Here is a 12,753-nt window from a genome sequence, read left to right as displayed (position 1 = left end):
TGCGGCATGGCGGCAGGATCACTGCCGCCATGCCAGGGGAAATAACGTAAACGCTCGATTATAAACCCGACCGGGCTTTCTGTTCTTGCACAGTATTTCCATCGCTAGGCGAGTGGGGGAAACCCTTGCCGCAGCAAGGTGACGGAAACCGGCCCTTATTTATATGCAGGTCGTGCGATATGAATAGATGTAAACGTTCGTTATTCGCATAAGGCTGTCCTGTTATTCTGCAATGCTCCGCATAGGTGGCTTCCCGACATGTATATCTACGACGACTACGATCAGCAGATTGTTGACCAGCGTGTTGATCAGTTTCGCGATCAGACCCGCCGCTTCCTGGCCGGCGAGCTGACAGGCGAGGAGTTCCGTCCCCTGCGCCTGCAGAACGGGCTCTATATACAGCGCCATGCGCCCATGTTGCGGGTGGCTGTGCCCTATGGCCATCTGCGCAGCGACCAGGTGCGCGCGCTGGCAGAGATCGCCCGTAAGTACGATCGCGGCTACGGCCATTTCACCACCCGGCAGAATATCCAGTACAACTGGCCCAAGCTGGAAGACGTGCCCGATATCCTGGCTGACCTCGCCAAGGTACAGATGCATGCCGTGCAGACCTCGGGCAATTGTGTACGCAATACCACGACAGACCAGTTTGCCGGCGTGGCGCACGACGAGATCATCGATCCGCGCCCATGGTGCGAGCTGATAAGACAGTGGTCCACTTTCCATCCCGAGTTCGCCCACCTGCCGCGCAAGTTCAAGATTGCAGTATGTGGCTCGGTTGAGGACAGGGCGGCGACCTGGGTGCACGACATAGGTGTGCATGTGGTGCGTAACGCAGCGGGCGAGGTTGGTTTCAAGGTGATCGTGGGCGGTGGCCTGGGCCGCACCCCCATGGTGGGCGCCGTGATACGGGAGTTCCTGCCCAGCCTGCATTTGTTGAGCTATCTGGATGCCGTGCTGCGGGTCTATAACCGCTATGGCCGCCGCGACAACAAGTACAAGGCCCGTATCAAGATACTGGTCAAGGCCATGACGCCCGAGGCATTTGCCGCCAAGGTGGAAGCCGAGTGGAGCCATCTGAAGGATGGCCCCATGACCCTGACCCAGGCCGAGATAGACCGGGTGGCTGCCTTTTTCACTACGCCGGCCTACCAGACCCTGCCGGCCGAGGACAAAGGCTTTGCCCGCCTGCGTAGCGAGAACAAAGCCTTTGCCCGTTGGGTGGAGCGGAATGTATTCAAACACAAGCAGCCTGGCTATGCGGCGGTGACGCTATCGCTCAAGGCCACCGGTGTGGCGCCGGGTGATGCGACCGATGCGCAGCTGGATGGCGTGGCAGAGCTGGCAGACCGCTATTCGTTCGGCGAGATACGGGTAAGCCACGAGCAGAACCTGATACTGGCCGATGTGCAGCAGGCCGACCTGCCGGCCGTGTGGGAAGCCGCCAAGCAACTGGGCTTCGCCACCCCCAATATCGGCTTGATCACCGATATCGTCTGCTGCCCCGGTGGCGATTTCTGCGATCTGGCCAACGCCAAGTCCATACCCATCGCAGAGGGCATACAGCAGGTATTTGCCGACCAGGATTACCTGTTCGACCTGGGTGAAATCGATCTGAATATCTCAGGCTGCATGAACTCCTGCGGCCACCACCATGTGGGCCATATCGGCATCCTGGGCGTGGATAAGAGCGGCTCGGAGTGGTATCAGGTGTCGCTGGGTGGCCGTCAGGGGCACGATGCCAGCCTGGGCAAGGTGATTGGCCCCAGCTTCGCCCAGGATGATGTACCGGGTGTGGTAAGGCAGATCATCGAGGTCTTTGTGGAGCACCGCCAAGGCGATGAGCGCTTCCTTGACGTGTTTGACCGGGTGGGCATGGAACCCTTCAAGTCCCGCATCTACCAAAAGGAGCGTGCCCATGGGTAAGCACCCGCACATCATCAAGCTCGATCGCAGCAATGGCCAGCGCGAGATCGTGGCCAACCACTGGCTGCGCGTGGCCGAGGGCTGTGACGACACCATCCCGGCGCATACCCTGCTGCCTTTGAAGGAGTGGCTGGAGCGGCGCGACGAGTTGCTGGGGCGTGCCGATGTGGGCATCTGGTTTGCACCGGATGACGAACCCGAGGCACTGGGGCAGGACGCAGCCCGGCTCAGCATCATTGCCGTGGATTTCCCCGCCTTTACCGATGGCCGTGGCTTCTCCATAGGCCGTTTGCTGCGCGAGCGTTATGGCTTTGCCGGTGAGCTGCGGGCGGTGGGCGATGTGTTCAAGGATACCCTGCTGTATCTCAGGCGCTGCGGCTTCGATGCCTTCGAGATACGTGCCGACAAGGATGTGGAAGAAGCTGCCAAGGGGCTGGATGACTTCAGCGAGTTCTATCAGGGCGCGGCCGACCAGCCCTTGCCCCTGTTCCGGCGCCGGGGAGGCTGAACCATGGCGGGCAAGGTCCATCTGATCGGCGCCGGGCCGGGCGCGGCTGACCTGATCACCGTGCGGGGCATGCGCTTGCTGCAGCAGGCCGATGCCGTGCTGTATGACGCCCTGGTGCAGCCGGAGATGCTGGACTACTGCCCGCAGGCCGTGCTGATACCAGTGGGAAAACGCTGCAACAAGGCCTCCACCGCCCAGCGTTTCATCAACAAGATGCTGCTGGATGCCGCCCACAAGTACCAGCGCGTGGTGCGGCTCAAGGGCGGCGACCCCATGCTGTTTGGCCGCGCGCAGGAAGAGCTGCAGGCGCTGGCGCAAGCGGGCATCGCTTGCGAGGTCGTACCGGGCATTACCGCTGCCCTGGCGGCGTCGGCCGATGCAGGCGTCTCGCTGACCAGCCGTGGCCAGGCCCGTAATGTGCTGTTTGCCACTGCGCGGGTAGGCGAGGGCGAGGCGGGCAGCGATTGGGTCAGACCGGTGCTGGCAGCGGATACCACGGTGCTGTATATGGGGGTGAAGCAGGCGGCCGAGATAGCTGCCGCCTTGCTGGCTGGCGGCATGCGGCCCGACACCCCACTCTTGATTGTGGAGAATGCCTCCCTGCCCAACGCCCGCGAATGGGCCATGAGCCTGGCCGAACTGCCTCAGGCAGCTGGCTGGGAACTGGCCGGGCCGGCCATCTTGCTGGTAGGTGAGGTCTACCGTGCCAAGCAAGCCCTGGCAGATGGGCTACCGCTGCAACGCCTGGGTTAGTTGCGGGCGCCTGCCTAGCTGTTTCGCTGGCGGGCGAGAACTCCCTGTATCTGCGGCGCTAAATGGCCATGTCAATCGTCTCTGTCGCTTCGCCTGATTGCTGAGCGCTCCCCCTCTGCACACCCGGGGTTGGTGTCGGTTATGCCGCTATGATCGTCCTCACCGGTCTATAACTAGCCGTGTAGGAGGAAACCACCATGAACCTGCAGGAAAAGTATCAGGACCAGCAACTAGAGCACATGATAGACCAAGCCATGATCTACCAATGCGCGTGTCCGGCGCAGGTAGCCAGGCTTATGCTGGCATTGCGCGAAGTGCATGGCTACGAGCAAGCCTGTCTGAGCCGTGATGATGCCCCTTTGCGCGAAACCCATCATTTGATCGCTGAGGCCACGGCCCAGGCGCACGCAGTGTTGCAGGCATGCCTGGATAGCGTGATAGAGCTTGAGGGGTGGGATACATCGCATCTGACCATGCCCGAGGGGCTACGCAAGCTGCAGCAACAAGAGATTCAGCGCTGGTTGGCAGGCCGCCATGGCCAAGGCAGTCAGCCGTAGTTGTCGCGCTTGTTCCCCAAGTTTCTCGTAGCGCAGCCCTTGTGTCAGGCAGCTTGGTACTGTCTTGACGATGCGGGCTAGTCCGGCGCTACGCTGACGATCCACCCTTCCAATACATCCATATCCGCCGGCAGGCCGTAGTGCGCCCGTTGGCTGGCCCAGCCGGCCTGCAGCAGGCATAGCACGGCGTCGAGCAGATCGGCCGTGGGGTCTTCCACCAGGGCGCTCAGCAGGCCCGGGTCTGCGCTGGTCAGGCGTAGCCCCAGGCTAGGGTGGCCTTGCCGCAAGGCTTGCACGATATCCAGCCGGCGCGCACGGCGCTCGGCGGTCTGCTTTTGCTTGCTGTCGCTCTTGTAGCTGGCGTTGCCTACGATGGTGCGGGCGGCGAGGGCGGGGTAGCCCTCCACGGCGATGCGTGCCGGGTCGCCCATGTGCAGGCCGGCGACCGTGATGCCGGATTGCCGCAGGCGCACGGCGCCTTCATGCAGCATATAGAGCACTGGGGGATTGACCCATTTCATCGACGGACTGGAACGCGCCTGCAGATCGGTTGCCCGGTGGGCAAACTTGCTACCGGCTGGGCGTGCGTCGCAATAAGCTTTGCAGATGTCGCGCAAGCGGGCTCTATCGAGCGTGGCAAGGTAGTCCATCAGACCGGGCCAATCAGTGGGCCAGCTCTGGTTGACCACCAGCGCCCTTGGCAGGCCGAAGGGGAAGTCGCAAGCGGCCAGCCACGGGCCAGCTTGGGCCAGCAGGGCTTCAAATGCGGCGAAGTCGGGCAGGCGCTGGATGGCAGTTAGCCTCAGCACGGTGCCCTCACGTTGGCCCAGGGCGACGGTAATGGGTTTACGTCTGGTGGGGCGGCTGGTGAAATCGATACCGAGCAATTGCATAGGTTCTAAGGTGTTGTCTTGGCTAGGAAAATATCCTGCCTGCTAGGGATATCCCCGAGATGTAGCGCTGCCGCACAGGCATACAATCCTGGCCGTTACTGCCGCGATCCGGCACGCGACACCAGCCGCTACTACCCACGCAGCCTGGCGGACTGCACAAGCATAACGAGGATGACTGTGAACAAGACCCGTGTATTTGCCCTTTCCGCTGCTGTTGCAATGGCACTGAGTGCCTGTGGCAAGAAGGAAGACGCCCCCGCCGCCGAGGCAGGCGCGCCTGCTGGTGCTGAAGTACAAGTCGTCAAGATCGGCTTTGCCGCCCCCTTGACTGGACCCCAGGCCCATTATGGCAAGGGTTACCAGAACGGTGTGCAGATGGGCATAGACGACGAGAACGCCCTCAACCCCGAAATCGGCGGCAAGAAGGTGAAGTTCGAATTGCTGGCAGAAGACGACCAGGCTGACCCCAAGGCCGGTGCGCAGGTGGCACAGAAGCTGGTGGACAGTGGTGTGGCTGGGGTTATTGGCCACTTCAACTCGGGTACCTCCATCCCGGCCTCCAAGGTGTATTCCGATGCCGGTATTCCACAGATTGCCATGGCAACGGCACCCGCCTATACCCAGCAAGGCTTCAAGACCACCTTCCGTTCGCTGACCAACGATACCCAGCAGGGCGGTGTGGTGGGCAAGTACGCGGTGGAGAAGCTGGGCGCCAAGAAGATCGCCATCATTGACGACCGTACCGCTTATGGCCAGGGCCTGGCCGATGAGTTCGAGAAGGCCGCCAAGGCAGCGGGTGGCGAGATCGTGAAGCGCGAATTCACCAATGACAAGGCCACCGACTTTGCCAGCATCCTGACCGCCATCAAGGGCAGCAATCCGGACATCATCTTCTACGGCGGCGCTGATGCGCAGTCCGGCCCCATGGCCATACAGCTCAAGCGCCTGGGCCTGAAGGCGCCGCTGGTATCGGGCGAGATGACCCGTACTGACAACTTTGTGCAACTGGCAGGCAAGGACGCGGAAGGCAGCATTGCCTCGCTGGCTGGGCTGCCGATGGAGCAGATGCCCGGCGGCAAGGATTTCGAGACTCGCTACAAGGCCAAGTACCAGGAAATGGAGATCTACACGCCCTATGGCTACGACTCCACCCGCCAACTGATCAACGCCATGAAGAAGGCCAATTCGGTGGACCCCAAGGTCTACCTGCCGGTGCTGGCCAAGGAAAGCTATGCCGGTGTGACGGCAGCCGCCATTGCCTTTGACGACAAGGGCGATCTGAAAGACGGTGGCATCACCATCTACAAGGTTGTGGGCGGCAAGTGGACGGTGCTGGAGACGGTGGGCGCCAAGTAAGCGCTTGGCCTCACAACAGTACGAAAAACGCGAGGCATGGACCTCGCGTTTTTCATGGTACATGGCCTGAGTAGGGGGTGAGTCAGGCTTCTTCGTCGCGGCCCAGGCGGGCGGCCCAGCTCATGGCTTCGATCTGAAGGCGATTGAGGGTATCCAGGCTCAGGTTTTCCAGCCCGCCCAGCAGGGTGAGGGTCACATTGCGGTCGGCCAGTTCTATGCCCTCGACCAGACGCAGCAGATAGCCTATCCAGCCCCCGCGGTTAAGCAGGGCCTCGTGTACGGTGTCTTCCAGGTTGAGTGGCTTGAGCACGTCTTCCATGGGCTTGCCGAACAGGGCATCGATCAGGCTCAGCATGCCTACCATGAAGGCGCGGTCGGCCAGCAGCTCGTCGCCGGGCCGCAGGGTCTGGGTCAGGCGTTCCATCAGGTGGCCGCGCACGGCGGCGGTTTGCACCAGCGGGTCGGCCGCCGTGTGGGTGGAGGATTGCTGGGCGAACACCATGATCTGCACCCAGCGATGCAATTGCGCCCGACCCAGCAGGGTCAGCGCGGTGCGCACGCTGGATATCTTGCGGGGCAGGCCAAATGCCACCGAGTTGACCAGGCGCAACAGGTGTACGGTCAGATCGGGCGCATGCTTGAGGGTGTCTTCCAGATCCTGCGTATCGGCATCGGCGGCCACCTGACTCAGCAGCTTGAGCAGCAGCATGGCCGAGGGCTGCACTGGCTTGCCGCTGAGTATGGTGGGGCGGGCAAAATAGTAGCCCTGGAACAGATCGCAGCCCAGCTCGTGACAGAAATCACGTTGCAGGGTGGAATCTACTTTCTCGGCCAGCAGTTTGACGCCATAAGGTTTGAGCGCACGAACCAGTTGCTCGGTCTCGCGCGCCTGCATGGCCAGCACGTCCAGTTTCACTACTTCGACTAGCGGCAGGATGGCCTTCTGGGCTTCGTCAAACCGTATCACATCGTCCAGCGCCAGCCGGTAGCCAGCGGCCTTGAGGGCACGGCAGCGCTCGATGACGGCGGGGGTCAGCTCCACGGTCTCCAGTATCTCCAGTACCACTCGCTCACGTGGCAGTATCTCGATGACATCGCTGCACAGCAGGGGGGCGGACAGGTTGATAAAGCCCAGCTTGTCTTCCAGCACCGATTGCAGGCCCAGTCCGGAAAACGCATGTTGCATCACAGCGGCGCTGGCGACGACGTCATCCTCTACACTGGCGCTGTTTTCTTGGCTGGTGCGGAACAGCAACTCATAGGCCACCAGTTCGCGCTGGCGGCCGACTATGGGCTGACGTCCGAGAAAGAATTGTGGGGCTGGCATGGCATCTGTTTGGCGGGTGTCATTTCATCCTAGCAAATTACGCCGCACTCGCCGGGCCATTGCATGGCCTATCCTGAGTACAGAACACCTGCTTGTCGCAAACATGCTTACGCTCGAACACCTCGCCCGCCAGGAATGGCCTTACCTCTTCGTTATCTGCTCGGGTCTGCTCCTGGCGCTGTACCGCTTTCGGCCGGACGAGCGGCGCAATGTGGGATTGACGCTGCTCTACCTGATGCTGGGAGCGATGGGCCTGTGGTTCAGCAGCGGCCTGGCCGGCATGGGTTTTCCGCAGGGTGGGGCAGTGCTGCGCGAGATATTTACCATCCTGCTGGGGCTGATCATCATCCGCCTGTTTGGCCTGGCCTTGTTCCGCCTGCTGCTGAGGGCGCTGGGCGTAGAACCGCCGCGGATACTGGAAGACGTGCTGGTGATGCTGGGCTACCTGGCCTGGGGGTTGGTGCGGCTGCGCTATGCAGGGCTGGACCTGTCGCAACTGGTAACGACCTCGGCGGTGATCACGGCGGTGGTGGCCTTTGCCATGCAGGATACCCTTGGCAATATCCTGTCAGGCATCGCCCTGCAGCTGGATGACTCGCTGCAACTGGGGCAGTGGGTGAAGTTGCATGACTACTCTGGCAAGGTGTTGCAGGTAGGGTGGCGCTCCACACTGATCGAAACCCGCAATGGCGAGACGGTGGTGATACCCAATGCCTGGCTCATGAAGAACAGCTTCCAGGTGATAGGCAAGCGCTTCAATGGTCATGGCCTGGAGTGGCGCCGCTGGGTGTGGCTGGATATCGCCTGGGACCATCCGCCCAGCATGGTGATTGCCCTGATGCAGCAGGCCGTGCAGGACGCGCATATCGCTGGCGTATCGACCGAGCCGCCGCCCGGCGCGGTGCTGATGGAGGCCAGGGACGGCATAGCGCGCTATGCCATGCGTTACTGGATGACGGATTTTGCCCAGGATGACCCGACCGATTCTCAAGTCCGGGCGCATCTGATCACTGCCCTGGTGCGCCACGGCATACCGTTGGCCAGCCCCAGCCACAACGTGCTGATGACCAAGGACAACGACAAGACGGCGGCGCAGCGGCAGGAGACCGATATCAGCCGGCGCTTGCGGGCGCTGGAGTGTGTTTCGCTGTTCAATGACTTTACCGACGAGGAACGCAGGCACCTGGCAGAGCAACTGCGGTTCGCGCCGTTCGAGAGTGGTGATGTGATCAGCCGGCAGGGGGCCGTGGCGCACTGGCTGTATATCCTGACCCTGGGTGAGGTGGATGTCTGGCGCAACTACCAGGCACCGGGTGCGGATTTGCTGGGCCACCTCAAGGCAGGCGGGTTCTTTGGCGAAATGGGCCTGATGACAGGCGCGCCGCGTACGGCTACGGTGGTGGCGGCGACCTATGTGGAATGCTATCGGCTGGACCGCGCTGGCTTTGAGGCCATACTGACTGCGCGGCCAGCGCTGGCCGATGCCTTGTCACGGATACTGGCGGAGCGCCTGGCGGAGAACCAGCTGCATGCCCGCGACCTTGCTACTGTGCCGGTGGTGCCGCATCAGGCCGAAGTGCTGGACCGGATACGGCGGTTCTTTGGCCTGTAGCCGTACCGGCTGGCTGGTGCTGCCCGCGCGCCAACGGCCAGGGCGCTGCTGGGGCCGGAATCAGAACCCGGCTTCGACCAGTTGCTCGCGCGTCAGCAGAAAGACAAAACCATCGCCGCTGCTGGTGGCCAACCAGTGGAACGCCAGTGCCGGGTACTGCGGTTCCAGCGCTTCGCGATTGTGGCCCATTTCCACCACCAGCACGCCATGCGGGTTGAGCAGGCGGCTGGCGTTTTCGATGATGGCGCGCGTGGCATCCAGGCCATCTTCGCCACTGCCCAGCGCCAACTCGGGCTCGTGCAGGTATTCATCGGGCAAGGCCGCGACCGATGGGGCATCGACATAGGGTGGGTTGGAGACGATCAAGTCGTATGTCTCACCCTCGACTGCGGTGAACAGGTCGGATTCCAGCAGGCGCACGCGGTCTTGCAGGCCATACTGTTCGACGTTGATGGCGGCCACTTCCAGCGCCTCGGTGGACAGGTCCACACCATCCACCTCGGCGTCGGGGTAGTGCTCGGCCAGCAGGATGGCCAGGCAGCCGGAGCCGGTGCAGAGATCCAAGGCACGGTGGACCAGCTCGGGATATTCGATCCACGGCTCCAGCGCATGGGGCAGCAGTTCCGCTATAAAGGAACGTGGCACGATGACGCGCTCGTCCACATAGAATCGGTAGTCGCCCAGCCAGGCCTCCTGGGTGAGGTAGGCTGCCGGTTTGCGGGTGGTGACGCGTGCCTCGATCTGCTGCAGTACGGCGTCTATCTCCGTCGGCAGCAGGCGTGCATCCAGGTAGGGATCGAGCTGGTGCAAGGGCAGGTGCAGGGTATGCAGGGTCAGGTAAGCCGCCTCATCCCAGGCTGTGGCATTGCCGTGACCAAAGAACAGCTCGGCCTCCTGAAAGCGCGATACGGCAAAGCGCAGCAGGTCTCTAACGGTGTGCAGATGGGCGCGTGCGGCGTCGTACATGGTGGGGCTTTGCAGTAGCGTAAAAGCAGCATTCTACGCGAGCCCAGGCGACAGTTCGCGGCAAACCGGCTACCCAGGTCGGATTTTCCTTTGAAATTCGTGGCTTAGCGGTTTCATTGCGGCCATGACAGGCGTATAGTTCAGCCCTCACGGGCGTCCGAAGCATTCGGCCACCCGCTTTTGTCATTGGAGATTTATCCGCAATGTCTTTCGACACCCTCGGCTTACATGCCGAGATTCTTCGCGCCGTACTCGATTCCGGCTATACCGACCCGACGCCGGTGCAGGCCCGTGCCATTCCTGTGGTGCTGAGTGGCCGCGACGTCATGGCGGGCGCCCAGACCGGTACCGGCAAGACGGCCGCCTTTACGCTGCCCCTGCTGCACAAACTGCAGCCCTATGCCAATACCAGCGCATCGCCGGCCCGGCATCCGGTACGCGCTCTGATACTCACGCCCACCCGCGAGCTGTGCGACCAGGTGTTCGAGAGCGTCACCACCTATGCCAAGTACCTGCCGCTGCGTGCCACCGCCGTGTTTGGCGGCGTGGACATGAAGCCACAGACCGAATCGCTGCGCCGTGGTTCCGAGATTGTGGTGGCCACGCCTGGCCGCCTGCTGGACCATGTGCAGGGCAAGTCCATTGATCTGTCGCAGGTTGAGATGCTGGTGCTGGACGAAGCCGACCGTATGCTGGACATGGGCTTTATCCTGGATATCCGCCGCATACTGAGCCTGCTGCCGGCACGCCGGCAGACACTACTGTTCTCGGCCACGTTTGCGCCCGAGATCAAAAAGCTGTCGGAAGACTTCATGCGCCAGCCCGAGTTCATCGAGGTGGCACGTCGCAATGCCGCCAATGAATCGGTGGAGCAGCATCTGCATGCGGTCGAGCCCGAGAAGAAGCGCCGGGTGCTGGCCCACCTGATACGCCATCACAATATGGGGCAGGTGATTGTCTTTACCCGCACCAAGCTGATGGCCGAGCGCCTGGCCCGCGAGCTGAAGCGCGATGGCTTCAATTGCGAAGCCATCCACGGCGATCGCACACAGCAATCGCGGCTGGAAACCATGGCCGCCTTCAAGGAAGGCACCCTGCGCGTACTGGTGGCGACCGATGTGGCCGCCCGTGGCCTGGATATCTCGGAGCTGCCCTTTGTGGTGAACTTTGAGATGCCGACCAACCCGGAAGACTATGTGCATCGTATTGGCCGTACAGGCCGTGCGGGCGCCAGCGGCATCGCCATCTCGCTGGTCGGGCCGGACGAGGAAAAGTCGGCCGTACTGATACGCAAGCTGACCAACAAGGCCATGGAAGTTACCCCCGTGCCCGGCCAGTTCTCCACCAGCGAAACGCGTGAGCGGCCACAGCGGGAATACCGTGAAAGCCGCGAGCCCAGGGCTGAGCGCGAGCCGCGTACGCCGCGTGAAGGTGGTCGCCGCAGCGATATCATGCAGATAGAAACGCCGCTGGTGGAAGGCCGCAACCGCGAAGCCCCTGCTGCCCTGGGTGGCCGAGTGGGTGGCGTAGGCCATACCCACTTCCATCGCGGGCCCAATGTGGTGCGCGAACTGCCGGCGCTGCTGTTGCCACCGCGCTACGCAGTGCAGAAGTAAGTCCGTTGTACCCAACCGGGGCGCCGAAATGGCGCCCTTGGTTTTTCTGGCGGCTGGTAGCGGGTAGACTGCGTGTGGTTAACGACCTTCTTTGAACAGGCTCTTGGCCCGCACCCTATGATTCGAGATTGGCACGTCCTGCTACACAGCTCCATCCCCCTGGCCACCGCCATGCAGGTAAGCGTCACCCCGCTCGCTGATGGCCGCCAGCAACTGCGCGTACCGCTGGCGCCCAATGTTAACGACAAGGGCACCGGATTTGGCGGCAGCGTGGCTGCCCTCGCTACCCTGGCAGGCTGGGTTGAGACCCAACGGCAGTTGGATAAGGCAGGCGTGACCGAGCAGGTCGATATCATGGTGCAGAGAGGCGAAACCCACTACCTGCTGCCCATCACCGCAGACTTTTCTGCCGAGGCGCAACTGCCCGACACCAACGAACTGGAACGCTTCCAGCGCATGTACGCTCGCAAGGGGCTGGCGCGCCTGGCAGTAGCTGTGGCGCTGCACTGCAATGGCATGCTGGTAGCACGCTATGAGGGCGAATACGTGGCACGCAGGGCGGGGTAATGAGCAGGGGCTAGCCGACAGGGCAGCCGGCGTAGTGGCGAGCCCGGCCTAGTGTGGTACTTGTACAGATAACTTCAGCGGCACTTCTAGCCCAAAGCACAGTCCTATCTCATGGCTAGGGCTTGCTTTCTCCTTGCAACTGCTTGCAAGGGAAGCGATGCCCGAATTGGCGCCGCCATCGTGGGCTTGCTGCCCAACTCCCTTTCGAAAGATCGATGGCGGCGCCATGTGCCAACGGAGCAAAAAACTTAAGCATGGCGCATGCACCGGTTCATCCAGCGGGTGCGGGGAACACAGGATCAGGGAAGCCATGATCTAACCTGCGGTGGCTCAAAGTTACCCAGTCGCCGCTTCTTGCTGCTTTGCGGGGCAGGGCTATTACTCAAAGGGCTGCGATGTGCGGCCCGTTCTGGCTTTAGGGCTGCGAGACCGCGATCAGTATCGGCGCGCTCGCTAGCTCGGCGCCGGAGGCGGCAAGACTGCCCATGGACGTCGGCGCAAATTCTGCCATGGCGCCGAGCCGACCAGCTCGCTGCCGTCATCGGTTGTCGTACCATCGGTAGCTCGGGTACGGTTGAGTGCTACTGAGCAACTGTGGCGGGTTTACATGGCTGGGCCCTGGAGGCCAAGAAAAAGCCCACCGCGCACGGTGGGCTCTTTATCGCACGGCAG

The 12,753-nt window shown here is 62.2% G+C and carries 11 protein-coding genes; 8 read left to right on the top strand and 3 right to left on the bottom strand.

Annotated features, from left to right (window positions below; translation table 11 throughout):
• The first annotated feature begins 258 nt into the window (after positions 1–258).
• The 4 genes from QQK16_RS00325 (at position 259) to QQK16_RS00310 (ending at position 3,744) form a co-directional block, all read left to right on the top strand.
• Positions 259–1,926, top strand: coding sequence for a nitrite/sulfite reductase (locus QQK16_RS00325; protein ID WP_284194434.1), 1,668 nt, complete (start codon positions 259–261; stop codon positions 1,924–1,926).
• Positions 1,919–2,434: a DUF934 domain-containing protein gene (locus tag QQK16_RS00320; RefSeq protein WP_284194433.1), complete on the top strand. Its 516-nt coding sequence runs from the start codon at positions 1,919–1,921 to the stop codon at positions 2,432–2,434. Before QQK16_RS00325 ends, QQK16_RS00320 begins: the two co-directional genes overlap by 8 nt.
• Positions 2,435–2,437: 3 nt before the next feature.
• Positions 2,438–3,187: a uroporphyrinogen-III C-methyltransferase gene (gene cobA / locus QQK16_RS00315; RefSeq protein WP_284194432.1), complete on the top strand. Its 750-nt coding sequence runs from the start codon at positions 2,438–2,440 to the stop codon at positions 3,185–3,187.
• Between the two features lie 197 nt (positions 3,188–3,384).
• The gene (locus QQK16_RS00310; protein ID WP_284194431.1) at positions 3,385–3,744 is read left to right on the top strand and encodes a hypothetical protein; all 360 of its coding nucleotides are present in this window, start codon (positions 3,385–3,387) and stop codon (positions 3,742–3,744) included.
• 77 nt (positions 3,745–3,821) lie between these two features.
• On the opposite strand, the gene QQK16_RS00305 is transcribed toward QQK16_RS00310, so the two are convergent.
• Positions 3,822–4,637, bottom strand: coding sequence for a DUF429 domain-containing protein (locus QQK16_RS00305; RefSeq protein ID WP_284194430.1), 816 nt, complete (start codon positions 4,635–4,637; stop codon positions 3,822–3,824).
• A 171-nt stretch (positions 4,638–4,808) separates the two neighbouring features.
• On the opposite strand from QQK16_RS00305, the gene QQK16_RS00300 reads away from it, so the two are divergent.
• The gene (locus QQK16_RS00300) at positions 4,809–5,993 is read left to right on the top strand and encodes a branched-chain amino acid ABC transporter substrate-binding protein (RefSeq protein ID WP_284194429.1); all 1,185 of its coding nucleotides are present in this window, start codon (positions 4,809–4,811) and stop codon (positions 5,991–5,993) included.
• 82 nt (positions 5,994–6,075) lie between these two features.
• Here the strand turns inward: QQK16_RS00300 and QQK16_RS00295 are convergent, their stop codons facing one another.
• Complete coding sequence (locus tag QQK16_RS00295; protein WP_284194428.1) at positions 6,076–7,320, bottom strand: EAL and HDOD domain-containing protein; 1,245 nt, start codon at positions 7,318–7,320, stop codon at positions 6,076–6,078.
• A gap of 103 nt (positions 7,321–7,423) precedes the next feature.
• On the opposite strand from QQK16_RS00295, the gene QQK16_RS00290 reads away from it, so the two are divergent.
• Entirely contained in the window at positions 7,424–8,932 is a 1,509-nt protein-coding gene (locus QQK16_RS00290; RefSeq protein ID WP_284194427.1) for a mechanosensitive ion channel family protein, read from the top strand.
• A gap of 60 nt (positions 8,933–8,992) precedes the next feature.
• On the opposite strand, the gene prmB is transcribed toward QQK16_RS00290, so the two are convergent.
• Positions 8,993–9,898, bottom strand: a complete 906-nt coding sequence (gene prmB / locus QQK16_RS00285) for a 50S ribosomal protein L3 N(5)-glutamine methyltransferase (RefSeq protein WP_284194426.1) — start codon at positions 9,896–9,898, stop codon at positions 8,993–8,995.
• Between the two features lie 203 nt (positions 9,899–10,101).
• Here prmB and QQK16_RS00280 point away from each other — a divergent pair, with 203 nt between their 5' ends.
• On the top strand, positions 10,102–11,514 hold the full coding sequence (locus QQK16_RS00280) for a DEAD/DEAH box helicase (RefSeq protein ID WP_284194425.1): 1,413 nt from the start codon (positions 10,102–10,104) through the stop codon (positions 11,512–11,514).
• A 117-nt stretch (positions 11,515–11,631) separates the two neighbouring features.
• Entirely contained in the window at positions 11,632–12,081 is a 450-nt protein-coding gene (locus QQK16_RS00275; RefSeq protein WP_284194424.1) for a YiiD C-terminal domain-containing protein, read from the top strand.
• Positions 12,082–12,753 lie beyond the last annotated feature (672 nt).

Source organism: Chitinimonas prasina (assembly GCF_030160395.1).
GTDB classification, from domain to species: Bacteria; Pseudomonadota; Gammaproteobacteria; order Burkholderiales; family Chitinimonadaceae; genus Chitinimonas; species Chitinimonas prasina.
Note: the sequence above shows the minus strand (reverse complement) of the source record. Positions and strands in the feature narration are given on the sequence as shown.